Below are 24,658 nucleotides of genomic sequence, written 5' to 3'. Positions count from 1 at the left end.
CACGGCACTCCCGCACCGGCACTCCCGCACCCGCCGGCGCCCCCTACGGCGCCAGGCGCCGCACCGTCCAGCCGCCGTCCTCAGCGGTGTACACCAGCCGGTCGTGCAACCGGTTCTCCCGCCCCTGCCAGAACTCCACGCTGCGCGCGACCACCCGGAAGCCGCCCCAGTGCGGCGGCACCGGCACCTCCGTGTCCTCGGGGTAGCGGGCTGCCAGTTCCTCGTAGCGGTGCTCCAGCTCCTGCCGTGAACCCACCACCGAGGACTGCTCGCTGGCCCAGGCCCCGATCCGCGAGCCGTGCGGCCGGGTGCGGAAGTACGCCTCGGTCTCCTCGCGCGAGACGCGCTCGACGGCGCCCGCCACGATCACCTGGCGCGCGACGGGGTGCCAGGGGAAGAGGAGGGAGGCGTACGGCCGCTCGGTGAGCTCGCGGCCCTTCCTGGAGCGGTAGTTGGTGAAGAAGACGAAGCCGCGGTGGTCGTAGCTCTTCAGCAGGACCGTGCGCGAGCTGGGCAGTCCGTCGGCGCCCGCGGTGGAGACGACCATGGCGTTGGGCTCGTCGACGCGGGCGTTGACGGCGTCGGCGAACCAGTGCGCGAACTGCGTGTACGGGTCGCCGGCCAGCTCGGCCTCGGTCAGCCCGTGGGCGCGGTACTGCTTGCGCATGACGGCGGGGTCGTGATGGTGGTGCTGCACCCGCACATCTTGCAGCACGGCGGCGGCACCATGTGCCCGACCGGGCGCTGAACCATGTGCCGGACCTCACGCTTCACGTCACCTGCGGAAGGGGACAGACTTACAGGCCGGGAATCTGTGCCCTCTCGACATCGGGGGATATCGTGCGGGCACCCAGTGCCACACCCCCATGCCCCACACCGCGTGCCACAAGCGCCACCCGATCGTCGACCGCATCAAGAGGAGCCGCCTGATGTCCGACTTCGTACCCGGACTCGAGGGAGTCGTCGCCTTCGAAACGGAGATCGCCGAACCCGACAAGGAAGGCGGCGCCCTCCGCTACCGCGGCGTGGACATCGAGGACCTGGTGGGCCACGTCTCCTTCGGGAACGTATGGGGCCTGCTGGTCGACGGTGCCTTCAATCCCGGCCTGCCGCCCGCGGAGCCCTTCCCCATCCCCGTGCACTCCGGCGACATCCGCGTCGACGTCCAGTCGGCGCTGGCGATGCTCGCCCCGGTGTGGGGCCTGCAACCGCTGCTGGACATCGACGCCGAGCAGGCCCGGGAGGACCTCGCGCGCGCGGCCGTGATGGCGCTGTCGTACGTGGCGCAGTCGGCGCGCGGCCAGGGGCTGCCCATGGTGCCGCAGCGGGAGATCGACAAGGCGCAGTCGGTGGTCGAGCGGTTCATGATCCGCTGGCGCGGCGAGCCTGACCCCAAGCACGTCGCGGCCGTCGACGCCTACTGGACCTCCGCCGCCGAGCACGGCATGAACGCCTCCACCTTCACCGCCCGGGTCATCGCCTCCACCGGCGCCGACGTCGCCGCCGCGCTGTCCGGCGCGGTGGGCGCCATGTCGGGCCCGCTGCACGGCGGCGCGCCCTCGCGCGTGCTGGGCATGATCGAGGAGATCGAGCGGACCGGCGACGCGGAGGCGTACGTCAAGCAGGCCCTCGACAAGGGCGAGCGCCTGATGGGCTTCGGCCACCGCGTCTACCGTGCCGAGGACCCGCGGGCGCGGGTGCTGCGCCGTACGGCCAAGGAACTGGGCGCCCCTCGCTTCGAGATCGCGGAGGCCCTGGAGAAGGCGGCCCTGGAGGAACTGCACGCGCGCCGCCCGGACCGCGTCCTGGCGACGAACGTGGAGTTCTGGGCCGCGATCATCCTGGACTTCGCCGAGGTCCCGGCCCACATGTTCACCTCGATGTTCACCTGCGCCAGGACGGCCGGCTGGTCCGCGCACATCCTGGAGCAGAAGCGCACCGGCCGTCTGGTGCGCCCGTCGGCCCGCTACATCGGCCCGGGTTCCCGCGACCCGCGCGACATCGAGGGCTACGCGGACATCGCGCACTGAGCCGCCGAGCGCCGCGCGCGAGCCGCCGGAGCCTGTCATCGGGATCCCCGGGGACGGAGAAGCGTCGTCCCCACCGGGCGGCGCGGCACAGCGGGGATCCGGAGGACGGGCGCCGGCCGCGCCGCCGGTGCACCCTGGGGGCATGAGGCTGTTCGTGGCCGTCGTGCCCCCGAGGGAGGCCCTCGCCGAGCTGGGGGGCGCCGTGGACGTCCTGCACGCCCTGCCAGGCGCGGACGGGCTGCGCTGGACGGAACGCGCCGGATGGCACGTGACGCTGGCGTTCCTGGGCGAGGTGGACGAGAGCCTGGTGCCCGGGCTGATCGAGCGCCTGGAACGGGCCGCACGGCGCCACCCGCCGTCCCGGATCGCCCTGACCGGCGGGGGCCGCTTCGGCGACCGCACGCTGTGGGCCGGGATCAACGGGGACGACCTGGGACGTACAGCCGCGGCCGCCCAGTCCGCGGCCCGGCGGGCGGGCATCCACTACGACGACGAGCACGGCCGCTTCCACGCCCACCTCACGCTCGCCCGGCAGCGCGCCGGGCGGGGCAGGGTGGCCCTGCGGCCCTTCACGGACGCGCTCGCGCGCTTCGCCGGGACACCGTGGACGGCGGCGGCCTTCTCCCTGGTCCGGAGCCATCCGCCGGTACCGGGGGTGCCGGGCGCTCAGCCCCGCTACGAGACGATGCGGACCTGCCCGCTGGGGCACTGAGCCCGCCCCGTTAACCTCGATGTGTGGACCCGAAGACCCGTACCCGAGTAATGACCGCCGCCCTCGCCCTGCTGGTGGTCGTGGTGATCGTCGCCGCGCTTGTACGCGGCTAGACCTGAGGGGGCGCGTCACCCTAGGCGCCGGCGTAGACCCTCTCGACGAACTCCGCAACCTGTTCGTCGGTGAGGTGGCGGGCCAGATCGGCCTCGGTGATGATGCCGATCAGCTTCTTGTCCTCGATGACCGGGAGCCGCTTGATGCGGTGCGACTCCATCTCGGTCAGGACGTCGGACACGTCGGCGTTCGCGTCGATCCAGCGAGGGGTGCCCTCGCACAGGTCGCCGCAGGTCACCTTGGAGGGGTCACGGCCCGCGGCGATGCACTTGGTGACGATGTCCCGGTCGGTGATGATGCCGCACATCCGGTCGTGCACGTCGTGCACCGGCAGCGCACCGACGTTGAGTTCGCGCATGAGCTGCGCGGCCCGGTCGAGAGTCTCGGTCGCCGGTATCGCACGGGCGCCGGGGTGCATGATCTCTTTGGCTGTGGTCATACCCTCATCGTGCGCCCGACCGGGTGAATCTGCGACCGGACGCACGACGAGGTGACCGCGTCAGGTGACGCCTACCAGGCGAAGGCCTCCGGTGCCGGACCCGGACCGGGGAAGATCTCGTCCAGCTCGGCGAGGAGGTCCGCGGGCAGCTCCAGTTCGACCGCGCGCAGCGCGGAGTCCAGCTGCTCGCGGGTGCGCGGGCCGACGATCGGGCCGGTGATCCCGGGGCGGCCCAGCAGCCAGGCCAGGGCGACGTCACCGGGCTGCAGGCCGGCCTTGTCGACCGCGTCCTCGTACCGCTGGACCTGCTCGCGCAGGGCGCTGTCCCTCAGCGAGTCGGCGCTGCGGCCGGAGGTGGAGCGGGAACCGCCGCCCTCGCGCTCCTTGCGCAGCGCGCCGCCCAGCAGGCCGCCGTGAAGCGGCGACCACGGGATGACGCCCAGGCCGTACTCCTGCGCGGCCGGGATGACCTCCATCTCGGCCCGCCGCTCGGCCAGGTTGTACAGGCACTGCTCGCTGACCAGGCCGAGCGAGCGGCGACGGGCGGCGGCCTCGTTGGCCTGCGCGATGCCCCAGCCGGGGAAGTTGGACGACCCGGCGTAGAGCACCTTGCCCTGCTGCACCAGGACGTCGATCGCCTGCCAGATCTCCTCCCACGGCGTCGAGCGGTCGATGTGGTGGAACTGGTAGAGGTCGATGTGGTCCGTGCCGAGGCGCTTGAGGCTCGCGTCGGCGGCACGGCGGATGTTGAGCGCGGAGAGCTTGTCCTCGTTCGGCCAAGGGGCGCCGTCGGCGCCCATGTTGCCGTACACCTTGGTCGCCAGGACCGTCTTCTCACGGCGGCCGCCGCCCTTGGCGAACCAGCTGCCGATGATCTCCTCGGTGCGGCCCTTGTTCTCGCCCCAGCCGTAGACGTTGGCGGTGTCGAAGAAGTTGACGCCCGCGTCGAGCGCGGCGTCCATGATGGCGTGGCTGTCGGCCTCGTCGGTCTGCGGGCCGAAGTTCATCGTTCCCAGCACGAGCCGGCTGACCTTGAGTCCGGTGCGTCCGAGCTGTGTGTACTCCATGAGGGACAAGCCAAGCTCTTCGAGTGCGCTCGAATCAAGCGGAGTTCGAGGGGTGCCGGTACGGGGCCCCCAGGCCCCACGCCTGGTGCGCCGCGTCGGCGAACGCGGCGGCCAGCAGGTGCTCGCCGGAGGAGTTGGGGTGGGTGCCGTCGTAGGTGTCCCGGGCGATGTCGTAGCCAGCCGGGCGGGAGGCCAGCAGCAGGGGCGAGGCCGGGGTGCCGAGGTCGGCGACCGTCTTGGCCAGGCGGACGTTGAACTCCTCGCACTGCGCCCCGAATCCGGGGTCCTCGTCGCAGCGCGAGTTGGGTATGACGGGCAGCAGCACGGCGGCGACACGGGGGTTGGCCGCCCGCGCCCGCTCCACGAACAGCCGTACGTTGGCCTCGGTCTGCTCGGGGTTGGTGTAGAAGCCGAGGTCGATCAGCCCGAGCGACACCAGCAGGATGTCCGGGCGGTGTTCCCGTACCGCGTCCTCGATCAGCGGCGCCATGTGCAGCCACCCCTCGCCCCATCCGGCCAGGTGCCGGCGGGCGGAGCCGGGGAACGCGGGGTCCGCGTAGCGCTGCGAGACCGCCGCGTCCGCCTCGGGGTCGTGCAGCGCGGTCCGCGGGCCGACGATCGCGAAGTCCTCGCCCTCGGTCCCCAGCGAGCGCAGGTGCTGCCACATGCGGTAGCGCCAGGTGTGCTCGCCCGCGCTGCCGATGGTCATCGAGTCGCCGACGAACATCCACGCCGTACGGCGTCCGGGCGTGCGGCGGGGCCCGTCGCCGGGGCCGGGGAGTGCGCTGGACATGGACGGGATCATAGGGCCCGCGGACCCGCCGGCAGGGGCCCGGCCCGGGGTCCGGCGGTGTCAGAGCCTGCCGTCACTGCCGCGGGAGCGGCGCGACCGGCCGGGCGGACTGAATGGCCCATGGGAGGGGCCGTTGAATGGCCCTGCCGAGCGGGCCGTTCCGTTCCTAGGGTGACCGCCATGACGCACTCGGTGGACTTCTATTTCGACCCCATCTGCCCCTTCGCCTGGATCACCTCCCGCTGGATCCTCGAGGTCGAGCGGGAACGCCGGCTGGCCCTGCGTTTCCGGGTGATGAGCCTGTCCGTCCTCAACGAGGGCCGCGAGGGCCTGCCCGAACGCTACGAGCGGCTGCTGAGCACGGGCTGGGGCCCGGTGCGGGTGTGCGTGGCCGCCGCCCGGCACCACGGGGACCACGTGCTGCGCGACCTCTACACGGCGCTCGGCACCAGGCTCCATGTGCAGGACCGCCCGGCCTGCGACGAGGTGCTGCGCGAGGCGCTGGCGGAGGCGGGACTGCCGCCGGAGCTGGCGGAGGCCGCGCGGAGCGACGCGTACGACGAGGAGCTGCGCAAGAGCCACCACCAGGGCATGGACCCGGTCGGGGAGGAGGTCGGCACGCCCACCCTGCACATCGACGGGGCGGCGTTCTTCGGCCCCGTCCTCACCTCGATCCCGCGCGGCGAGGAGGCGGCGCGCCTGTTCGACGGCGTCCGGGCGCTCGCCGGCCACCCCACCTTCTTCGAGCTCAAGCGCAGCCGTACGGGCGCCCTCGACTTCGGCTGAGCCGCCCACCTGGCAGGCTTGGCGCATGCGCCCACTGCTCGCCGCGGCCGCGGCATCCGTTCTCGTGATGGGTCCCCTCGTCGGCACCGCGACCGCCGACGACGGGGATTCCGTGGCCTTCACCATGACGGACCCGCGGATCACCGAGTCGAGCGGCCTGGTCGCCAGCCGCCTCCACAAGGGCGTCTACTGGACGCACAACGACAGCGACGACGGCCCGTACATCTACGCCGTCGACTCCACGACCGGGAAGACGGTCGCCACCGTCACCCTGCGCGGCGTGGGCAGCCCGCGCGACGTCGAGGCGATCTCGATGGGCCCGGACGGCGCCCTCTACGTCGGCGACATCGGCGACAACCTCGGCGGCTCCTGGCCGCACGTGTGGATCTACCGCCTCCCGGAGCCGAAGCGGCTGGCGGACCAGACGGTCACCGCGACGCAGTTCACCGTCGTGTACGACGGCGGCCCGCGCAACGCCGAGGCGATGATGGTCGACCCGAAGACCGGCCGGGTGTACATCGCGAGCAAGAACGAGGACGGCGGCGGCCTGTACCAGGGCCCGGCGAGGCTCTCCGCGAGCGGCACCAACGTCTTCCGCCGGGTCGCCGACATCCCGCTGTGGATCACCGACGGCGCCTTCTCGCCGGACGGGACGCGGCTGGTGCTGCGCGGCTACTTCGGGGCCCTGATGTACCGCTGGGCCGACGGCACGCCGCACCGGATCGACCAGATGCACGTGCCCCTGCAGCGGCAGGGCGAGTCCGTGGCCTTCACCCCGGACGGCCGGACCCTGATGTACGGCAGCGAAGGCGAGGACAGCGAGGTCTGGCGCGTCCCGCTGACCGGCGAGGACCTCCCCGACGCCGCCCGTCGCGCCGGTACCTCCGCCCCCGGCTCCCCCGGCTCCGCGGGCGGCGCGTCGGCGGACGCCGGTTCCGGCGCGCAGGGCCCGGGCTCGACCCGCCAGTTCGCCCTGGGCGCTCTCACCGTTGCCGCCGTCGCCGCCGTACTGGTGGGAGTCCGCCGGCTGCTGCGCCGGGGCGGCCGCTCGGCCTGACGCGGGCCGGGAAGCGGAAAGCCGGTGAGCGGGGCCGTCGCCCCGCCCACCGGCTTGTGGTCGCGCTCGGGGTCAGAGCCGCTCGACGACGTAGTCGACGCACGCGGTCAGCGCCTCGACGTCCGCCGGCTCGACGGCCGGGAACATCGCGACGCGCAGCTGGTTGCGGCCCAGCTTGCGGTACGGATCGGTGTCGACGATGCCGTTGGCGCGCAGCACCTTGGCGATCGCCGCGGCGTCGATCCCCTCGGCGAAGTCGACGGTGCCGACGACCTGCGAGCGCTTGGCCGGGTCGGTGACGAACGGCGTGGCGTGCTCGGACTTCTCGGCCCACGTGTACAGGCGCGAGGAGGAGTCGGCGGTGCGCGAGACCGCCCAGTCGAGGCCGCCCTGCCCGTTGATCCACTCCAGCTGGTCGTTCAGCAGGAAGAGGGTCGCGAGTGCCGGGGTGTTGTAGGTCTGGTTCTTCTTCGAGTTGTCGATCGCGGTCGGCAGGTCGAAGAAGGCCGGGATGTGGCGGCCGGACGCGGCGATCCGCTCGGCGCGCTCCAGCGCGGCAGGGGAGAACGCGGCGATCCACAGGCCGCCGTCGGCGGCGAAGGACTTCTGCGGGGCGAAGTAGTAGACGTCGGTCTCGGCGACGTCCACCGGCAGGCCGCCGGCGCCGGAGGTGGCGTCGACCAGGACCAGGGCGCCCTCGTCGGCGCCGGCGACGCGCCGCAACGGCATCGCGACACCGGTGGAGGTCTCGTTGTGGGTGAAGGCGTATACGTCCACACCCGCCTCGGCGGCCGCCTCGGGGTGGGAGCCCGGGTCGGTGGAGATCACGGTCGGCTCGTCCAGCCACGGCGCCAGCTTGGCCGCCTTGGCGAACTTGGAGGAGAACTCGCCGAAGCTGAGGTGCTGCGACTTGCGCTCGATCAGGCCGTGGGTGGCGATGTCCCAGAAGGCGGTGGAGCCGCCGTTGCCGAGCACCACCTCGTAGCCCTCGGGCAGCGAGAACAGCTCGCGGATGCCGTCACGGACCCGGCCGACCAGGTCCTTCACCGGTGCCTGCCGGTGAGAGGTGCCCATCAGCGAGGTGCCGGTCGCGGCCAGGGCGCTGAGCGCCTCGGGCCGCACCTTGGAGGGGCCCGAACCGAATCGTCCGTCGGCGGGCTTGATGTCAGCGGGAATCTGGATCTCGGCCACGTCTCGCAGCGTAGTGCGTGACGACCCGGTTACGGGCTCCGGTCCATCCGGTGAGACATGCGGCGCGGCGGGGCAGGCTGAGGGGCATGGCGGACGATCGGCGGCGGGAACTCCGCCGCGACCTGGAGCGGGCCGTACGGGGCGAGGCCTCCTTCGACCCGCAGAGCAGGGCGCTGACCACGATGGACGCGTCCAACTACCGGCGCGTCCCCCTGGCCGTGGTCGCGCCGCACGACGCGGAGGACGTGGCCGCGGCGCTCGCCGTGTGCCGCGCGCACGGAGTGCCGGTGGTGCCGCGCGGCGGGGGCACGTCGATCGCCGGGCAGGCGACCGGGACGGGGGTCGTGCTCGACTTCACCCGGCACATGCACCGGATCGTGTCACTCAGCCCCGAGGCGTTGACCGCCCGCGTCCAGCCCGGCGTCGTCCTGGACGACCTGCGGCGGGCCGCCGCCGCGCACGGGCTGACCTTCGGCCCCGATCCGTCGACGCACAGCCGCTGCACCCTCGGCGGCATGATCGGCAACAACGCGTGCGGCGCCCACTCCGTGGCCTGGGGCACCACCGCCGACAACGTCCGTGCCCTGGAGGCCCTCACCTACGGCGGCCAGGCGCTGCGCACCGCCGAACCGCTCCGCGCCGACCTGCGCGAACTGGTCGACGGCCACCTCGCGCTGCTGCGCACGGGCTATCCGCAGCAGCTCCCCCGCCGCATCTCCGGCTACGCCCTCGACGCCCTGCTCCCCGAACGCGGCCGGGACCTGGCCCGCGCCCTGACCGGCAGCGAGGGCACGCTCGCGGTGATCACGGAGGCCGAGGTCCGGCTGGTGCCCGCGCCCCCGGTCCGCGTCCTGGTGGTCCTCGGGTACGCGGACGAGGGCGCCGCCGCCGACGCCGCGGCCGGCCTGCTCCCGTACAGGCCGCTGACGGTGGAGGGGATGGCCGCCGACCTGGTGGGAGGTGACGCCGCCGCGTTGCTGCCCCCGGGCGGGGCCTGGCTCTTCGTCGAGATGCCGGGCACCGGCGAGGCGGAGGCGCTGCGGCGGCTCGCCGACGCGCACGCCTCGGCCGTCGTGACCGACCCCGTCGCGCAGCGCGCGCTGTGGCGGATCCGCGAGGACGCGGCCGGCACCGCCACCCGGATGCCCGGGGGCGCGGAGGCCTGGCCGGGCTGGGAGGACTGCGCGGTGCCCCCGGCCCGGCTCGGCGGCTATCTGCGCGAGTTCCGCGCGCTGCTGCGCGAGCACGGACTGCGCGGCGTGCCGTACGGGCACTTCGGCGACGGCTGCATCCATGTGCGCATCGACTTCGACCTGCTGGGGGCGGCGGGCGTGGCCCGCTTCCGGCGCTTCTCCGAGGACGTCGCGGAGCTCGTCGTCGCCCACGGCGGTTCCCTGTCCGGGGAGCACGGCGACGGCCAGGCCCGTGCCGAACTGCTGCCCAGGATGTACGGGACGGAGCTGGTCGCCCTCTTCGCCCGCTTCAAGGACGCCCTGGACCCGGCGGGCGGCCTCAATCCCGGCATGCTCGTCCGGCCCGACCCCCTCGACGCCAATCTGCGCTTCGCCGTCCTGCCGCGCCGCCCCGTCGACGTCGCCTTCGGCTACCCCCAGGACGGCGGGGACTTCTCGGCGGCGGTGCGCCGCTGCGTCGGCGTCGCCAAGTGCCGTGACACGGGCGGGGGTCCGGGCGTCATGTGCCCCTCGTACCGGGCGACGCGTGAGGAGCGGCACTCCACCCGCGGTCGGGCCCGGCTGCTGCACGAGATGCTCGCGGGCGAGATCGTCACCGGCGGCTGGCGCTCACCGGAGGTCCTGGACGCCCTCGACCTGTGCCTGTCGTGCAAGGGCTGCCGCTCGGACTGCCCGGTCGGCGTCGACATGGCGACGTACAAGGCGGAGTTCCTCCACCACCACTACCGGCGGCGGCCGCGGCCCGCCTCCCACTACGTCATGGGCGGGCTGCCGGTGTGGCTGCGCGCGGCGGCGCCGGTGGCCGGGACGGTGAACGCGCTGGCGCGGGTGCGGCCGCTGGCGGCCCTGGGCAAGCGGCTGGCGGGCATCGCGCCCGAACGGGAACTGCCGTATCTGGCCGAGGAGTCCTTCACACGCTGGTGGGGGCGGCAGGAGCACGCGCCGGGGACGGGCCCGGCCGTGGTCCTGTGGCCGGACACCTTCACCGACCGCCTCTCCCCCGAGGTCGGCCGCGCCGCCGTGCGTGTACTGGAGGCGGCAGGACTGCGGGCCGTGCTGCCACCGGGCCGGGTGTGCTGCGGCCTGACCTGGGTCTCCACCGGCCGGCTCGACCGGGCCCGCCGGGTGATGCGCCGTACGGTGCGGCGTATGGCGCCGGTGCTGGCCGCCGGGATCCCGGTCGTCGTCCTGGAGCCCGGTTGCGCGGCGGCGCTCCGCACCGACCTGCCCGAACTCCTCGGCACCGACGAGGCGGCGGCCCTGGCAGGCTCCGTCCGCACGTTCGCCCAGGTGCTGGAGGAGCACGCCCCGGAGTGGGCCCCGCCCCGCCTCGACCGGTCCGTCACCGGCCAGACCCACTGCCACCAGCACGCCGTCCTCGGCGACGCCGCCGAGCGCCGGCTGCGTGCCCGCGCGGGCCTCACCGGCACCCTCGCCTCCGGCTGCTGCGGCCTGGCCGGCAACTTCGGCTTCGAGCGCGGCCATTACGAGGTCTCCGTCGCCTGCGCCGAGGACCGCCTGCTGCCCGCCGTCCGCGCCGCCCGGCCGGGCGCGGAGGTCCTCGCCGACGGCTTCTCCTGCCGCACGCAGCTCGCCCAGCTCGCGGGCGTCCGCGCCCGGCATCTGGCGGAGCTGCTGGCCGACGGACTCTGACGGGGCCGTGCGGGTCGACTGCGCGCTGACCCCGCCGGGCGAGAGCCTGGCCCAGCTGCTCTCCGCCGTGAAGGACTGGGCGCAGGAGCACATCGAGGAGGTCTTCGAGGCCCGCGAGCGCTGCGACGCGGAGACGGAGGCCGCGTCCTGAGGCCGCCGGGCCCGGCCCGGTTTCCGCGATCGCCTGTGCCGTTCATCCGGTTTCCGGCATTCTGTAGAGCCATTACCGGCCATTTCGGCCCAGTTCCGGCGGTGGGGGGACATCATGCCCGGTGGACAGCGGGGTGCGCTCGGTCAGCTGGTGAGAGCGCTCAGCCTGGGAACGCTGGTGACCGTCCACGTCGCCAGCCTGCTGATCACCTACCGCCAGCTGCACGCCAAGCCCGTACTGCAGGACGTCATCGGGGCACCGGACTGGACCCGGGCGGTCCTGGTCATGGGGCTGGTGATCGGCGGCGGGCTGGGCACGGCCGCGGCGATCGTCGACGACCGCCGCGAGCTGCCCTCGTGCACCGCCGTGGGCGTGGCGGCCGCACTGGCGTGGAGCCTGTGGGCCTCGTCGAGCCTGGGCGAGGACTACGTGCACATGCTCTTCGCCGCCACCGCCCCGGTGACCGGGCTGCTGGTGTGGGCCGAGCTGATGCGGCAGTTCCGCAACCAGCGCCGGACCACCGCGACCGCCTGATCACCCGTCCGGGCCGTGGGCCGCGCTCACGCGGCCACCGACTCCGACTCCCGCGGCACGAACTCGATCAGCTTGTGGTCCTTGCCGCGGTGCAGGTCGATCTTGAGCCGCAACCCGCCCAGTCGTGCCAGGACGAGCCCCACGCAGACGGCCGACGCGGCGGCGACCAGGCCGCCGGCGAGGAAGCCGGTGCGGGCCCCGAAGACGTCGGTGATCCAGCCGACGAGCGGGCCGCCCAGCGGTGTGCCGCCCACGAAGACCATCATGAACAGGCTCATGACGCGGCCCCGCATGGCGGGGTCGGTCGCGAGCTGGACGCTGGCGTTGGCCGTGGTGTTGAACGTCAGACCGAAGACGCCGATGGGCAGCATCAGCACCAGGAAGACCCAGTACGTGGGCGCCAGCGCCGCCACGGCCTCCAGCAGGCCGAACCCGAGCGCGGCGCCGACCAGCAGCCGCAGCCGGGTGCTGCCGCGCCGGGCCGCCAGCAGCGCGCCGACGACGGAGCCGACCGCGAGCACCGAGTTGAACAGCCCGTACATGCCGGCGTCGCCGTGGAAGACGTGGTCGGTGAAGGCGGTGAGCCAGATCGGGAAGTTGTACGCGAAGGTGCCGATGAAGCCGACCAGGACGATGGGCCAGATCAGCTCGGGCCGCCCGGCGACGTAGCGCAGGCCCTCGCGCAGCTGGCCCTTGCCGCGCGGCGCGGTGGGCACCGCGTACAGCTCGGAGCGGCGCATGAACAGCAGCCCGGCGAGCGGCGCCAGGAAGGACAGGCCGTTGAAGAGGAAGGCCCAGCCGCTGCCGACCGCGGTGATCAGCGCGCCCGCGACGGCGGGGCCTATGAGGCGGGCGCTCTGGAAGTTGGCGGAGTTCAGCGAGACCGCGTTGCGGACGTCGGCGGGGCCGACCATCTCGACGACGAACGCCTGCCGGGCGGGGTTGTCGACGACGGTGACCATGCCGAGGCCGAAGGCGATGGCGTACACGTGCCAGACCTGGACTGCTCCGCTGAGGGTCAGCACGGCGAGCGCGAGGCCCAGCAGGCCCATGGCGATCTGGGTGGCCAGGAGGATGCGGCGCTTGGGGTAGCGGTCGGCGATGACGCCGCCGTAGAGCCCGAAGAGCAGCATGGGGAGGAACTGCAGCGCGGTGGTGATGCCGACGGCGAAGGAGGATCCGGTGAGGCTCAGCACCAGCCAGTCCTGCGCGATGCGGGACATCCAGGTGCCGGTGTTGGAGATGATCGCCCCGCCGGCGAACAGCCGGTAGTTGCGGTTGTGCAGCGAGCTGAACATCCCCGCGCGGCCGGCGGCCGCGACCGGGCGCCCGGCAGGGTCCGGGCGGGACGCCTCGACCGGTCCGGCGGCACCCGCGGCGGCGTCGGCGCCCGCCGGGGTGGGCAGATCGGCCGGGTCCGCGGTGCCGGCCGGTCCGGCCTGGTCAGGGGTGTTCGGTTCGGGTGCGGCGTCTGATGCGGCTGCCGAACTCAATCGGGTCTCGCCTCCTCATCATCGGGTCCTTGCGTCGGCGTGAGCGAGCTTCTCCAGAACGGGCGCGGCCTCCCGGAGCACCGCGCGTTCCTCCTCCGCGAGGCCGGCCATGAGCTCGGCCAGGAACGCGTTGCGCCGGGCCCGGCTCTCCTCGAGCATCGCCTCCGCCTGCTCGGTCTGCCGGACGACGACCTGGCGGCGGTCGTCCGGGTGCGGATCGCGGTGCACGAGCCCCTTGGACTCGAGCATGGCGACGATCCGCGTCATCGACGGCGGCTGGACGTGCTCCTTGCGGGCCAGCTCCCCCGGGGTGGCGGATCCGCAGCGCGCGAGAGTGCCCAGCACGGACATCTCCGTCGGGCTCAGGGACTCGTCGACCCGGTGGTGGCGCAGTCGGCGGGAGAGCCGCATCACGGCACCGCGCAGCGTGTTCACCGCGGCGCGGTCGTCCTCGGACAGTTCGGTCACGTTTATTAGGTTAGCTCATTACTTATGCTAAGCAAAACGTGCCCGCGGCGGCGCCGCATCCAAACGCATTCGTCAAGGAAGTCACCCATCCGGGTGAGTTCCGCCCCGAAAACGACGCATGCCCCGACAGGCCCGCCGGACCCTTGGGCCATGGCTTCGAGAGTGCTCAGCATGCGCATAGACGGGGACCTGCTGGACCGTCTCCAGGCTCACGCCGCCAAACGCGGAATGAGCGTCCAGGACTACATCGTCCGGACGCTCATTCGCGATGACTTCGACGAGAGACTCAAGGCCTCCGTCGACGAGACCGAGCAGTTCTACACCGGCGGCTACGTCAGGCCCAGCGCCGGCATCAGGTAGTAGAAGGCGAAGACCGCCGACACCACGTACAGCGCGGGCGGCACCTCACGGCCGCGCCCCGCCACCAGGCGCAGCACGCAGAAGGTGATGAAGCCGATGCCGATGCCGTTGGTGATCGAGTAGGTGAACGGCATGAGCAGCATCGTCAGGAACGCCGGGATGGCGATCGTGTAGTCGCTCCAGTCGACCTCCCGGATGCTGCCCGCCATGATCAGGAAGCCCACCGTGACCAGTGCGGGGGTCGCCGCCTGGGCCGGAACCATCGTGGCCAGCGGCGCGAAGAACAGCGCGACGACGAAGAGCAGGCCGGTGGCGATCGAGGCGAGACCGGTGCGCGCGCCCTCGCCGGCGCCGGCGGTGGACTCCGCGTAGCAGGTGTTGGCCGAGCAGGAGGTGAAACCGCCCGCCGCGGTCGCGATGCCGTCGACCATCAGGACCCGGCTCATCCCGGGCAGGTCGCCCTTCTCGTCCAGCAGGTGCGCCTCGTCGGCGACGCCGAGGATGGTGCCCATCGCGTCGAAGAAGCAGCTCAGCAGCACGGTGAAGACGAAGAGGACGCCGGTGAGCACACCGACCTCCTGGAAGCCGCCGAACAGGCTCACCTTGCCGATCAGCCCGAAGTCGGGGCTCGCGACCGGGTTGCCCGGCCACTGCGGGACGGTCAGGCCCCAGGCGGTGTCCTTGACGTTCGCCACCGCGTCGACGACCAGCGCGAGCAGCGTCATCGCGACGATGCTGATCAGGATGGCGCCGGGCACCTTGCGGATGATCAGCGCAAGAGTGAGCAGCACACCGAGGATGAAGATCAGCACCGGCCAGCCGGTCAGATGACCGTTGACACCCAGCTGCAGCGGGACGGTGGTGTGCGCGGCGTCGGGGATGCGGGTCACGAAGCCCGAGTCGACCAGGCCGATCAGCACGATGAACAGGCCGATGCCGATGGCGATCGCCTTGCGCAGGCCGAGCGGCACCGCGCTCATCACCCGCTCCCGCAGACCCGTGGCGACCAGCACCATGATCGCGAGACCGGCGAGGACCACCATGCCCATCGCGTCCGGCCAGCTCATCTTGGGCGCGAGCTGGAGCGCGACGATGCTGTTCACCCCGAGGCCCGCGGCCAGCGCGATCGGCACGTTGCCGATGACGCCCATGAGCAGCGTGGTGAACGCGGCGGTCACGACGGTGGCGGTGACCAGCTGGCCGCCGTCGAGGTGGTGGCCGTACTTGTCCACGCCCGAGCTGAGGATGATCGGGTTGAGGACGATGATGTACGCCATCGCGAAGAAGGTGGCCAGACCACCGCGGATCTCCCGGGGAACCGAGGACCCCCGCTCGGTGATCCGGAAGAACCGGTCGAGCGCGCCGTGGGCGGCCGGCAACGGCGGGGTCGGGGAGCTGGACACGACCTTGGCGGTGGTCGACGGGGACATGCGGGTCCTTGCGTGGGGGTCTTTTGGAGTTTCCTACGACTGAAACCGGTCAGTCTCGGACTGTTTCAGTATGAACATATGAGCGGCCGAAACGCTATCTCCGCGCGTAGACCCCCTTGGGCACCTGGGTACGCTGTGCGGTATGAGCAGCCACAGCCACAGCAAGGGGACGACGGAGTTGCGCGAGGCGCCGGCGCCTCTGGAGGCGAACGACGTCGCGACCGTCACCGTCGGGACGGTCATCTGGTTCGTGCTCTTCCTCGTCCAGCTCCCCTTCTACGGCTGGTACGCCGACCACGGCCACGCCTGGTGGATCTGGACCTGCCTGGCCGGCGCCGGCCTCGGCCTCATCGGCCTGTGGTACGTGCGCGCCCGGCGGGCCGCGATCGAGCGGGCCCGCGCCGCGGAGGGCGCCGGGCAGGACTGAGCCCGACGCCGGACGGGCTCCGGCGGCGGGGCCCCGGCGCGGAACGCCCCGGGCCGCGGCCGCCTACGCCCCCGGTCGTACGGCGCCCCGGAGATGTCCCCGAGAGCGGGACCCTCGCCGCGCGGTGCGCGCCGCGGCCCACGTAACGTCGAATCCATGACGGAACGGACGCATCGGGGTGCGGCCGGGGCGGTGCCGGCGACGCTCGGCGGGCTGACCGCGGCCGAGGTCGCGGAGCGGGTCGCGCGGGGTGAGGTCAACGACGTACCGGTGCGCTCCTCGCGCTCGCTGGCCGAAATCGTTCGCGCGAACGTCTTCACCCGCTTCAACGCGATCATCGGGGTGCTCTTCCTGATCATCCTGGTCGTCGGCCCGATCCAGGACGGTCTCTTCGGCTTCGTCATCATCGCCAACACCGGCATCGGCATCTTCCAGGAGTGGCGCGCCAAGAGGACCCTGGACGGCCTCGCCGTCATCGGGGAGGCCAGACCCACCGTCCGCCGCGACGGGGTCGCCACGCGCGTCTCCACCTCCGGGATCGTCCTCGGCGACCTCATCGAACTCGGGCCGGGCGACAAGGTGGTGGTCGACGGCGAGGTGGCCGAGGCCGACAGCCTGGAGGTCGACGAGTCCCTGCTCACCGGCGAGGCGGATCCGGTCGTCAAGCACCCCGGCGACGCCGTCATGTCGGGCAGCTTCGTCGTCGCGGGCGGCGGGGCCTTCACCGCCACCAAGGTCGGCCGGGAGGCCTACGCCGCGCAACTCGCCGAGGAGGCCAGCCGCTTCACCCTCGTCCACTCCGAACTGCGCAGCGGCATCAGCCGGATTCTCAAGTACGTCACATGGATGATGGTCCCGGCCGCGATCGGCCTGATCGTCAGCCAGCTCGTCCTGGAGAGCAACGACTGGCGCGAGGCGGTCCGCCGCATGGTGGGCGGCATCGTGCCGATGGTGCCCGAGGGGCTGGTCCTGCTCACCTCGGTGGCCTTCGCGATCGGCGTGATCCGGCTGGGCCGCAAGCAGTGCCTGGTCCAGGAGCTGCCCGCGATCGAGGGGCTGGCCCGGGTCGACGTGGTGTGCCTGGACAAGACCGGCACCCTCACCGAGGGCGGGATGGACGTCGCCGAGCTGCGGATGCTGGACGGCGTGGCGGAGCCGTACATCCGGCAGGTGCTCGGCGCGGTCAGCGCCGCCGACCCGCGGCCCAACCCCACCCTCGCCGCCGTCACCGCGGCCTTCCCCGCCCCGGACGGCGGCTGGCACTGTACGCAGGCGCTGCCCTTCTCCTCCGCCCGCAAGTACAGCGGCGCGGCCCTGGACGAGCCGGGCGGCGAGAGCTCCACCTGGCTGCTGGGCGCCCCCGACGTGCTCCTCCCCTCCGGCGACCGGACGCTCGGCGAGATCGACGGGCTCAACGCCCAGGGCCTGCGCGTGCTGCTGCTCGCCCGGGCGGGCAAGAACCTGGGCGACCCGGCGGTCGGCGCCTCGGCCACCCCGGCCGCGCTGGTCGTCCTGGAGCAGCGGCTGCGTCCCGACGCCGCCGACACCCTGCGCTACTTCGCCGAGCAGGACGTCCGCGCCAAGGTCATCTCCGGCGACAACGCGGTCTCCGTCGGCGCCGTCGCCGGCAAGCTGGGGCTGCCGGGTGCCGAGCGCACGGTGGACGCCCGCCGGCTGCCGGCCGAGCGCGCGCAGATGGCGGCGGCCCTCGACCGGGGCGCGGTCTTCGGCCGGGTCACACCGCGGCAGAAGCGGGAGATGGTGGGCGCGCTCCAGTCACGCGGCCACAACGTGGCGATGACCGGGGACGGCGTCAACGACGTGCTCGCCCTCAAGGACGCCGACATCGGCGTCTCCATGGGCTCCGGCTCCGAGGCCACCCGGGCGGTCGCGCAGATCGTCCTGCTCAACAACAGCTTCTCGACGCTGCCGTCGGTCGTGGCCGAGGGCCGCCGGGTGATCGGCAACATCACGCGCGTCGCGACGCTCTTCCTCACCAAGACCGTCTACTCGGTGCTGCTCGCCCTGCTGGTGATCATCTGGCACGCGCCGTACCCGTTCCTGCCCCGGCACCTGACGCTGCTGTCCACCCTGACCATCGGCGTCCCCGCCTTCTTCCTCGCGCTGGCGCCCAACAAGGAGCGTGCCAGGCCGCACTTCGTCCGCCGGGTCATGCGCTACTCGCTGCCCGCGGGGGTGATCGCGGGGGCCGCCACCTTCGTGACGTACATGCTCGCCCGCCACCACTACCAGGGAGCCGGGGCGCTTGAGGCGGAGACCAGCGCCGCCACGCTGACCCTCTTCCTGGTCGCGATATGGGTGCTGGCGCTCGTCGCGCGCCCCTACACCTGGTGGCGGATCACCCTGGTCCTCGCCATGGGCGCGGGCTTCCTCGTCGTCCTCGTCACCCCGTGGCTGCAGGAGTTCTTCGCCCTGCGCCTGGTCGGCACTCAGGGCCCCTGGACGGCCGTCGCCGTGGCGGTGGCGGCCTCGGCCGTGCTGGAGCTGGTGTGGCGCCGGATGTCGGCCACGGACGACGGGGCCCCGGAGCGGCACGGCAAAGCGCCGGACCCCCGCTGACGGGGTCCGGCGCCTGGGGATGCCGTCGGCTACCGCACGTCCACGTAGTCTCCCGCGGACGTCGACTTGCCGGTGACGGAGTTGCCCGCGTAGACGAAGCGCCAGGAGCCGTCGGCCGAGGCCCTCACCGTGGTCTTCAGCGCGCCGGTGCTGCTGGACGTGACCGTCTTGACCGTGGTGTAGGTCGAGCTGCTCGCGGAACGGAACTGCAGTGCCACCGACTGGCCCGAGTAGCCCGCGTACTTGTCGGTCTCCCAGTTGGCCCGGGTCAGCTTGCCGGTGACGGTGAGCGTGCCGCCCTTGGCGACCGGCTCCGGGCCGGCGTTGACGGTCAGGACGGAGTTGCGCCGCACCTGGGTCGGGGCGAGCCCCCCCTTGGCGACGGCGTTCATGTCGCCGTCCGACGCCCAGAGCTCGGCGTGCCAGGTGCCGGCCGCGTGGTTGTCGATGAGCGTCTTCGGGTCGATGGCGAGGGTCGCGGTGCAGCGCGCCGTCGTCGCGTCGACGTCCGTGCAGGTGGCGTCCCCCGGGCGGCTCTGCGCCGACGGCGCGTCCCAAATGCCCTTGTACAGCTGCGCCGCGGAGCGGTACAGCGGGTAGGTGTGGGTCACCGTGTAGGTCACGGTGAACGTCTTCTTGGCGGAGGTGCCGACGGCGATCGGCTTACCGCCGTTCACCACCACGCCGGAGTAGGTGATGGGGTTTTCCGCCGCGTGGGCCGGGACGGCGAAGGCGGAAAGTGCCAGGGCGCCGCAAACGGCGCCCACGAAGGAGCGAATGCGCATGATGGTGTCCCCACAGTGAAAGCCCGCCGGATTCCCCCCCGGACGGGAGCTTTGACAATGCGATGATCTTATGGACGGCCAGGTATGCCGCCTAGGGGCTTGATCCCCTGTTACAGACTCAGAACATCTGGTTGAACATCGCATGTACAGCGGTCGGGCCCGTTCCCGGAGCCCGCCCGTGGCGGCGTGTGGACGCGTTCAGCCGACGTCGACGTAGTCGCCCGTGGCGACCGCCGTGCCGGTGGTGGACGTGCCCCCCCGGAGTGATCTTTGGATGGTGGCGGCTCGCAGCCGCCCGCACGGACGGCGGCCCGGTCCCGTCCCCGGGACCCGGCCGCCGTCGTGCGATGCGCCCGGTGCTTACTGCACGTCGACGTAGTCGGCCGAGGCCGCGGCGCCGCCGGTGGTCGCGTTGGTCCCGAAGGCGAAGCGCCAGTAGCCGTCCGTCGAGGCGGTGACCGTGGTCTTCAGGGCGCCGGTGCTGCTGGACTTGATGGTCTTGACCGTGGTGTAGGTGGTCGAGCCCTTCTTGCGGAACTGCAGCTTCACGTACTGGCTGCCGTAGCCGCCGTACTTGAGCGTGTCCCAGTTGGCCCGGGTCAGGGTGCCGGTGACGGTGATCGTCTTGCCCTTCTTCACGGGCTCGGGCGAGGCGTTCACGGTCAGGTGCGAGGCGCGCAGCACCTTGATGGTGGTCGCCTTGTCGAGTTCCCGCACGCTGTCCGCGTCCTTGCCGTCCAGCTCGGCGAGGACGTTCCAGGTACCGGCCTGGGAGCTGGGGAGCTCGTCGAGCTTGGGGCTGACCGTGGCGCCGAAGGTGCACGCGGTGGCGGTGCAGGTCTCCGTCTCGCCGAAGCCCGCCGCGCCGGTCGGCGCGTCGAGGGTGCCGCGCCACGGGAAGGCGCCGCCGTAGGCGAGGCCGCTGCTGTCGGTGCCGCTGATGGTGTAGCAATGGCGGTTCAAGGATCAGTCAACCATCGGTCGCCGGCGGCCGGCGGCCGGCGGCCGGCGCCGGCGACGGCCTCGGACCGGTGGCTCCGGGGAAAGCACAAAGCGCCGGGCCCCCGCTGCGGGAACCCGGCGCCCATGGGTGGCGCGTGGTTACCTCACGTCGACGTAGTCGCCCGCGGCGACAGCCGTGCCGGTGGTGGACGTGCCCGAGAAGGCGAAGCGCCAGTAACCGTCGACGGACGCCTTGACGGTGGTCTTCAGGGCCCCGGTGCTGCTGGACTTGACGGTCTTGACCGTCTTGTAGGTGGTGGTGCCCTTCTTGCGGAACTGCAGCAGCACGGACTGGTTGGTGTAGCCGTGGTACAGGTTGTCGTCCCAGTTCGCCCGGCTCAGCTTGCCCGTGACAGTGATGGTCTTGCCCTTCTTCACCGGCTCCGGCGAGGCGTTGACCGTGACCTTCGCGGCGCGCTTGAACCGCGCCGTGGTGAAGGCGTCGTTGTAGGTGAAGCCGTCGTCGTTGCCGGTGGCGTCGGCGTACACCTTCCAGCCGCCCGCCAGGGCGTTCCAGAGGTAGAGCTTCACGTCGATGGGAATGGTGACCTTGCAGGTCGAGACCGTGGGGTCGGTGGCGGAAGTGGTGCAGGTGCCCCGCTCCGCCTCAGGGGCGAAGACCTGGTCGGTGTTCTCCACATCGGGCCCGTGCCACAGGGCGGCCCAGCCGTCCTGGATACCGGCCGGGCTGCTCGCCTTGACCGTGATGGTGACGTTCTTCTGGCCGCTGGTTCCGATAACGATGTCGGAGCCACCGCTGATCACGACCTGGGAGATCGTGGGGGCGGTGACGTCCGCCGCGGCCGCCATCCTCTTGGAGTGCGGCGTGCGGTCGAAGAGGTCCGCCTTGTCGTCCGCCTGCGCGGCGGGAACGGTGAGAGAGGCCAGTGCGAGGGCGCCGGAAACGGCGGCCACAGTCGCGCGAATACGCATGCTTGAGAATCATCCCCACGTGGAAGGGACGCCCGCCGTACTCCCCCCGACGAGACGTCTCGAATGGTGAGAGGGATCGTACGCGCGAACGGCCGTTCCACGGAGACCTTTTCGGCGAACGTGCAGCCCGGGCGAGGACGTTCACGCCCGCGCACCGCCGGCTCAGTCGAACCAGCGGTCGCGGGCCAGCTCCTCCGTGCGGGTCGGGTCCTCCAGCAGCGCGGCCACTTCGAAGCGGCGCTGCCAGGCTCCGGCCGCCCAGGACAGGCCCGCGGCGACGCCCTCCAGCGTGGCCGCGTGCAAGGTGCCGTCCGTCCACCGCCAGTCGAGCTCGACGGTGCTGCCGTCGGGGGCCCTGACCAGCAGCTCCTCGTGCTCGATGTACGACAGGGGGGCGCCGGGCAGCAGCTCGCGCACCGCGTCCGCGACGTCGTGGGGCTCGCCCTCGGAGACGACCGGGGCCTCGAAGGCCTCGCTGAGCCGGCGCACCTGGAACAGCTCGGCCAGCGCGGCGGCGCGGACCGGCGGCACCGGGAGCAGGGGCCGGCCCGCGGCGAGCGGAAGCAGGTCCGGGGCGTCCGCGACGAGGGCGTCCGCCGCGTCGACGACCCGCGGCTCGCGGCCGTCGGCGACGGCCCGCAGCTCGTCGGGGAGGGTGACCTGCTCGGGGTCGAGGGTGGCCAGCTCGGAGTAGAGCCGGTGCAGCTGGGCCGGTGTGACCGTGGTGTCGGGGTCGGCGAGGCGGCCGAGCAGTTCGGCGCCGCCGCCGGGCTCGTCCAGCAGGGCGGCGGCGGACGTGCGCACGCCCAGGGCGCGCAGCACCTGGTCGTCCACGGCCCCGGCCTCGGCGTCCTCGTACAGCCCGGCGAGCAGCGGATCGCCGCCCGCCGCGCGCAGGCCCACGGGGCGGCGGCCGTCGAGGACCGGGTGGTCGCGCAGCCACCAGGCGGTGTAGGGGCGCACGGACTCGGTGGTGCCGTCCGGCAGCAGGACCCGCACCGGCTGGGTGACCGCGTCCCGCAGCGGCGGGACGGACAGCATGGCCAGCGCCTGCGGCCAGGCGTCGTCGTCGACGAGGTCCAGGTCGCGCACGGCGACGATCTCGGTGGCGACCGGCGGCACGTCGGTGTCCGGCAGCTGGTCCAGGACGTCCTCGCACCACACGTCGACCGCGTCGAGCAGGCCGGCGTCGTCCGGCTCGGCCCAGTCGCTCTCGCGCGGCTCCAGCTCGTCCGGGTCGAGCACCACGTCGGCGGCCCGGACCAGGGCGAAGGTGGCGAGCACGCCGACCGCGGTGAGCGGCTGCTCGCCCCAGCGCGCGGCCAGGTCCTCGTCGACGGAGCCGAGTTCGCCCTCCCGGATGACCTGCTCGAAGGCGCTGCCCGGCAGCACCAGGTCACCGGCGGGGGTGAGCTCGCCCTCGTCGTCGGTGAGGGCGAGCGCGGCCAGCCACGGCTCGTCGCCGGGGGCCAGGTTCGCGGCGCGGACCAGGCCGAGGACGACCTCGGCGAGCTCCTCGGCGTCCAGCGCGGGCGCCTCCTCGTCCCACACGTCGTCCGCGTCCAGGGACGCGGCCACCGCCGCGCGCACCTGGGGGGTCGTGAGGACGGCACGCGGGGTCGCCGGGGTGGCGCCGAGCTTCTCCAGGAGCGGGTGCGCGGCCTCCGGGTCGGCCACCTTCAGCCCCAGCCGGGCGAGTTCCGAGGCGGCCGGCAGGCCGGTGCTGACCGGGGCGGCCTCCTCGGCGTAGACGCTGTCCATCTCGGGCAGCGGCAGCAGCACCTGGCGCGGCCCGACGACCGTACGGCCGTCGGCGAGCGGCACGGGCAGCCCGCTCAGCCGGTCCGGGTCGGTGCCGGCCAGCGAGTCGTACAGGCGGTACCACCAGGCGGCGGGGCGCTCCACCCCGGCGAGCCGGTCGATCGCGTCGCCCAGCGGCAGCCGCGCCACACCCAGGACGCGCAGCTCGGGGCGGCGCTCCAGACCGGGGGGCAGCAGCGTCGGGAAGACCTCCGCCAGGACGCGGACGGTCTCCGCGCCGGTGCCCTCGACGACCTCGGCCTCCACCGGGCGCAGCGCGGGCGGAAGTTCGTCCTCCTCGGCCGGGCCGGTGACGTCGGCCGCGCGCGGCAGGAAGGCGGTGCGCGGCAGCCGCTCCAGCACATGGCGGCGTAGCTCCGCGTCCAGCTCGCCCTTGCCGAGCGGGCCCGGGACGAGGTCCACGATCCCGGCGTTCACCGGCTGCCAGTCGGCCAGCAGCCGCACGTACAGGTCGGCCGCCCGCGCGATCAGGAAGGCGGTGAGCGCGCCGGGCGCCGCGTGCCGCCGGGTCGGGTCCAGGGGCAGCGAGGCGATCAGCAGCGCGGGCAGCCCCAGCGCCTCGTCGGTCGGGGTCGGGGCGTGCACGAAGGGCGCCGTGCGCGGCCGCTCGGGCGCGCCCTCCGGCCCCACCGGGACGGCCCAGGTGACCGACCACACCGGCCGCAGCCGCTCCTCGACCGGGCGGTCGGCCAGCAGCTCCGACTCCAGCGAGCCGCCGTCGCTCACGGTGCGCCAGCGGGTGGTGCCGTTCGCGCTGTCCGTGACGACGGTCAGGCCGTCCTCCTGGCGCCGGGTCAGGGTCCGTACGCCTTCCGGCGTCTCCACGACCACCTCGGCCAGGCCGGGCAGCGTCAGCAGCAGGGCGTCGTCGATCGCGGCGAGCAGCCGCGCCGCGAGGTCCTGCGCGGCGCCGTCGCGCAGCGGCAGCACCACAACGGTGTCGTAGCCGTCCGGCGCGGTGCCCTCGGCGGGCAGCGGCAGCCGCAGCAGCGGCACATGGCCGTCCCGCCGGCGCAGCTCGTCGGTAAGCCCCGGGGAGTGCTCCCCGGTCTCGTGGGCGAGGTCCCGTGCCTCGGCCAGCGACCAGCGGACGCCACCGCTGCGGCTGAGGATCGCGGGCTCGTCGCTCACCGCGAGCACGGCGGAGAACCCGACGCCGAAGCGGCCGACGGCGGCGTCGGCGTCCTCGCGCTTGGCGCTGGCGCGCAGCGTCGACAGCGACTCCACGCCCGCCGTGTCGAGATGGGCGCCGGTGTTGGCGGCGGCGAGCACGCCCTCGCGGAGGGTGAGCCGCAGGCGGCCGGTCACGCCGGCGCGGGTCGCGGCATCGGCGGCGTTCTGCGCCAGCTCGATGACGAGGCGGTCGCGGTAGCCGCCGAGGGCGAGGTCCTCCTCGGCGTTCGCGTCCTCACGGAACCTGGCGGGCGACGCGGCCCACGCGTCGAGCACGGCCCGGCGCAGCCGTACGGTCCCGAACGGATCTGCGCCCCGGTCCATCGCGGTCCCGCTCACGTCGTCTTCTCCCTCACCCGCTGTCGCATGCCCTGCGAGAGTGACGCTACCGCTTGAGGTGTCGGCCAGTCGTCCCGCGAGGCCCGGGCACGGCGGCACACCCCGACCGGAAAGCCGAGGCGAAGCG

Annotated in this window: 22 protein-coding genes; 10 read left to right on the top strand and 12 right to left on the bottom strand. The window is 73.0% G+C overall.

Features of this window, described 5'->3' with window-relative positions; genetic code table 11:
* Positions 1-43: 43 nt before the first annotated feature.
* A complete protein-coding gene (gene pdxH, locus ACWDAS_RS05490) occupies positions 44-667 on the bottom strand; it encodes a pyridoxamine 5'-phosphate oxidase (protein ID WP_450387628.1) in 624 nt (207 codons plus the stop codon).
* Between the two features lie 262 nt (positions 668-929).
* On the opposite strand from pdxH, the gene ACWDAS_RS05485 reads away from it, so the two are divergent.
* Together ACWDAS_RS05485 and thpR are read left to right on the top strand one after the other, a co-directional pair.
* Positions 930-2,030: a citrate synthase 2 gene (locus ACWDAS_RS05485; RefSeq protein ID WP_450387504.1), complete on the top strand. Its 1,101-nt coding sequence runs from the start codon at positions 930-932 to the stop codon at positions 2,028-2,030.
* 142 nt (positions 2,031-2,172) lie between these two features.
* Complete coding sequence (gene thpR / locus ACWDAS_RS05480; protein ID WP_450387503.1) at positions 2,173-2,742, top strand: RNA 2',3'-cyclic phosphodiesterase; 570 nt, start codon at positions 2,173-2,175, stop codon at positions 2,740-2,742.
* A gap of 133 nt (positions 2,743-2,875) precedes the next feature.
* On the opposite strand, the gene ACWDAS_RS05475 is transcribed toward thpR, so the two are convergent.
* From ACWDAS_RS05475 to ACWDAS_RS05465, 3 genes are all read right to left on the bottom strand, one after another.
* On the bottom strand, positions 2,876-3,295 hold the full coding sequence (locus ACWDAS_RS05475) for a CBS domain-containing protein (protein ID WP_450387502.1): 420 nt from the start codon (positions 3,293-3,295) through the stop codon (positions 2,876-2,878).
* Positions 3,296-3,366: 71 nt separating this feature from the next.
* Positions 3,367-4,362, bottom strand: a complete 996-nt coding sequence (locus ACWDAS_RS05470; RefSeq protein WP_450387501.1) for an aldo/keto reductase — start codon at positions 4,360-4,362, stop codon at positions 3,367-3,369.
* A 34-nt stretch (positions 4,363-4,396) separates the two neighbouring features.
* Positions 4,397-5,089, bottom strand: a complete 693-nt coding sequence (locus ACWDAS_RS05465) for a GDSL-type esterase/lipase family protein (RefSeq protein ID WP_450387627.1) — start codon at positions 5,087-5,089, stop codon at positions 4,397-4,399.
* A gap of 246 nt (positions 5,090-5,335) precedes the next feature.
* Here ACWDAS_RS05465 and ACWDAS_RS05460 point away from each other — a divergent pair, with 246 nt between their 5' ends.
* Positions 5,336-5,941, top strand: coding sequence for a mycothiol-dependent nitroreductase Rv2466c family protein (locus ACWDAS_RS05460; RefSeq protein WP_450387500.1), 606 nt, complete (start codon positions 5,336-5,338; stop codon positions 5,939-5,941).
* A 25-nt stretch (positions 5,942-5,966) separates the two neighbouring features.
* Complete coding sequence (locus ACWDAS_RS05455; protein ID WP_450387499.1) at positions 5,967-6,998, top strand: hypothetical protein; 1,032 nt, start codon at positions 5,967-5,969, stop codon at positions 6,996-6,998.
* A 72-nt stretch (positions 6,999-7,070) separates the two neighbouring features.
* Here the strand turns inward: ACWDAS_RS05455 and serC are convergent, their stop codons facing one another.
* Positions 7,071-8,189, bottom strand: a complete 1,119-nt coding sequence (gene serC, locus ACWDAS_RS05450; RefSeq protein ID WP_450387498.1) for a phosphoserine transaminase — start codon at positions 8,187-8,189, stop codon at positions 7,071-7,073.
* Positions 8,190-8,275: 86 nt separating this feature from the next.
* On the opposite strand from serC, the gene ACWDAS_RS05445 reads away from it, so the two are divergent.
* From ACWDAS_RS05445 to ACWDAS_RS05435, 3 genes are all read left to right on the top strand, one after another.
* Entirely contained in the window at positions 8,276-11,035 is a 2,760-nt protein-coding gene (locus tag ACWDAS_RS05445) for an FAD-binding and (Fe-S)-binding domain-containing protein (protein ID WP_450387497.1), read from the top strand.
* A gap of 7 nt (positions 11,036-11,042) precedes the next feature.
* The gene (locus tag ACWDAS_RS05440) at positions 11,043-11,186 is read left to right on the top strand and encodes a hypothetical protein (protein WP_450387496.1); all 144 of its coding nucleotides are present in this window, start codon (positions 11,043-11,045) and stop codon (positions 11,184-11,186) included.
* A gap of 114 nt (positions 11,187-11,300) precedes the next feature.
* Positions 11,301-11,720: a hypothetical protein gene (locus ACWDAS_RS05435; RefSeq protein WP_450387495.1), complete on the top strand. Its 420-nt coding sequence runs from the start codon at positions 11,301-11,303 to the stop codon at positions 11,718-11,720.
* A 26-nt stretch (positions 11,721-11,746) separates the two neighbouring features.
* Here the strand turns inward: ACWDAS_RS05435 and ACWDAS_RS05430 are convergent, their stop codons facing one another.
* Both ACWDAS_RS05430 and ACWDAS_RS05425 read right to left on the bottom strand, forming a co-directional pair.
* Positions 11,747-13,213 (bottom strand): MFS transporter, encoded by a 1,467-nt coding sequence (locus tag ACWDAS_RS05430; protein WP_450387494.1) that lies wholly within the window; start codon positions 13,211-13,213, stop codon positions 11,747-11,749.
* Positions 13,214-13,231: 18 nt separating this feature from the next.
* On the bottom strand, positions 13,232-13,624 hold the full coding sequence (locus ACWDAS_RS05425; RefSeq protein ID WP_450387626.1) for a MarR family transcriptional regulator: 393 nt from the start codon (positions 13,622-13,624) through the stop codon (positions 13,232-13,234).
* A 207-nt stretch (positions 13,625-13,831) separates the two neighbouring features.
* Here ACWDAS_RS05425 and ACWDAS_RS05420 point away from each other — a divergent pair, with 207 nt between their 5' ends.
* Positions 13,832-14,041, top strand: coding sequence for a ribbon-helix-helix protein, CopG family (locus ACWDAS_RS05420; protein ID WP_361790548.1), 210 nt, complete (start codon positions 13,832-13,834; stop codon positions 14,039-14,041).
* Here ACWDAS_RS05420 and ACWDAS_RS05415 read toward each other — a convergent pair.
* Positions 14,011-15,471: an NCS2 family permease gene (locus ACWDAS_RS05415; RefSeq protein ID WP_450387493.1), complete on the bottom strand. Its 1,461-nt coding sequence runs from the start codon at positions 15,469-15,471 to the stop codon at positions 14,011-14,013. The genes ACWDAS_RS05420 and ACWDAS_RS05415 overlap by 31 nt on opposite strands.
* Before the next feature lie 142 nt (positions 15,472-15,613).
* On the opposite strand from ACWDAS_RS05415, the gene ACWDAS_RS05410 reads away from it, so the two are divergent.
* Entirely contained in the window at positions 15,614-15,898 is a 285-nt protein-coding gene (locus ACWDAS_RS05410; RefSeq protein WP_450387492.1) for a DUF2530 domain-containing protein, read from the top strand.
* Between the two features lie 156 nt (positions 15,899-16,054).
* A complete protein-coding gene (locus ACWDAS_RS05405) occupies positions 16,055-18,478 on the top strand; it encodes an HAD-IC family P-type ATPase (RefSeq protein ID WP_450387491.1) in 2,424 nt (807 codons plus the stop codon).
* 29 nt (positions 18,479-18,507) lie between these two features.
* On the opposite strand, the gene ACWDAS_RS05400 is transcribed toward ACWDAS_RS05405, so the two are convergent.
* The 4 genes from ACWDAS_RS05400 to ACWDAS_RS05385 form a co-directional block, all read right to left on the bottom strand.
* Positions 18,508-19,263, bottom strand: coding sequence for a calcium-binding protein (locus ACWDAS_RS05400; RefSeq protein ID WP_450387490.1), 756 nt, complete (start codon positions 19,261-19,263; stop codon positions 18,508-18,510).
* Positions 19,264-19,623: 360 nt separating this feature from the next.
* Positions 19,624-20,226: a calcium-binding protein gene (locus tag ACWDAS_RS05395; protein WP_450387489.1), complete on the bottom strand. Its 603-nt coding sequence runs from the start codon at positions 20,224-20,226 to the stop codon at positions 19,624-19,626.
* Between the two features lie 138 nt (positions 20,227-20,364).
* Positions 20,365-21,198, bottom strand: coding sequence for a calcium-binding protein (locus ACWDAS_RS05390; RefSeq protein WP_450387488.1), 834 nt, complete (start codon positions 21,196-21,198; stop codon positions 20,365-20,367).
* Between the two features lie 162 nt (positions 21,199-21,360).
* Complete coding sequence (locus ACWDAS_RS05385) at positions 21,361-24,516, bottom strand: sacsin N-terminal ATP-binding-like domain-containing protein (RefSeq protein WP_450387625.1); 3,156 nt, start codon at positions 24,514-24,516, stop codon at positions 21,361-21,363.
* Between the last annotated feature and the right edge of the window lie 142 nt (positions 24,517-24,658).

It is taken from the genome of Streptomyces sp. NPDC001070, from assembly GCF_053598835.1.
This window is presented reverse-complemented; position numbering and strand designations above follow the sequence as displayed.

Coding starts and splice junctions, on each gene's coding strand:
- ACWDAS_RS05405 (WP_450387491.1), top strand. CDS start 16,055: ATGACGGAACGGACGCATCGGGGTGCGGCCGGGGCGGTGCCGGCGACG.
- ACWDAS_RS05420 (WP_361790548.1), top strand. CDS start 13,832: ATGGCTTCGAGAGTGCTCAGCATGCGCATAGACGGGGACCTGCTGGAC.
- ACWDAS_RS05485 (WP_450387504.1), top strand. CDS start 930: ATGTCCGACTTCGTACCCGGACTCGAGGGAGTCGTCGCCTTCGAAACG.
- ACWDAS_RS05410 (WP_450387492.1), top strand. CDS start 15,614: ATGAGCAGCCACAGCCACAGCAAGGGGACGACGGAGTTGCGCGAGGCG.
- ACWDAS_RS05435 (WP_450387495.1), top strand. CDS start 11,301: ATGCCCGGTGGACAGCGGGGTGCGCTCGGTCAGCTGGTGAGAGCGCTC.
- thpR (WP_450387503.1), top strand. CDS start 2,173: ATGAGGCTGTTCGTGGCCGTCGTGCCCCCGAGGGAGGCCCTCGCCGAG.
- ACWDAS_RS05415 (WP_450387493.1), bottom strand. CDS start 15,471: ATGTCCCCGTCGACCACCGCCAAGGTCGTGTCCAGCTCCCCGACCCCG.
- ACWDAS_RS05475 (WP_450387502.1), bottom strand. CDS start 3,295: ATGACCACAGCCAAAGAGATCATGCACCCCGGCGCCCGTGCGATACCG.
- ACWDAS_RS05460 (WP_450387500.1), top strand. CDS start 5,336: ATGACGCACTCGGTGGACTTCTATTTCGACCCCATCTGCCCCTTCGCC.
- ACWDAS_RS05385 (WP_450387625.1), bottom strand. CDS start 24,516: ATGGACCGGGGCGCAGATCCGTTCGGGACCGTACGGCTGCGCCGGGCC.
- ACWDAS_RS05470 (WP_450387501.1), bottom strand. CDS start 4,362: ATGGAGTACACACAGCTCGGACGCACCGGACTCAAGGTCAGCCGGCTC.
- pdxH (WP_450387628.1), bottom strand. CDS start 667: ATGCGCAAGCAGTACCGCGCCCACGGGCTGACCGAGGCCGAGCTGGCC.
- ACWDAS_RS05400 (WP_450387490.1), bottom strand. CDS start 19,263: ATGCGCATTCGCTCCTTCGTGGGCGCCGTTTGCGGCGCCCTGGCACTT.
- ACWDAS_RS05390 (WP_450387488.1), bottom strand. CDS start 21,198: ATGCGTATTCGCGCGACTGTGGCCGCCGTTTCCGGCGCCCTCGCACTG.
- ACWDAS_RS05425 (WP_450387626.1), bottom strand. CDS start 13,624: ATGCGGCTCTCCCGCCGACTGCGCCACCACCGGGTCGACGAGTCCCTG.
- ACWDAS_RS05455 (WP_450387499.1), top strand. CDS start 5,967: ATGCGCCCACTGCTCGCCGCGGCCGCGGCATCCGTTCTCGTGATGGGT.
- ACWDAS_RS05465 (WP_450387627.1), bottom strand. CDS start 5,089: ATGTTCGTCGGCGACTCGATGACCATCGGCAGCGCGGGCGAGCACACC.
- ACWDAS_RS05445 (WP_450387497.1), top strand. CDS start 8,276: ATGGCGGACGATCGGCGGCGGGAACTCCGCCGCGACCTGGAGCGGGCC.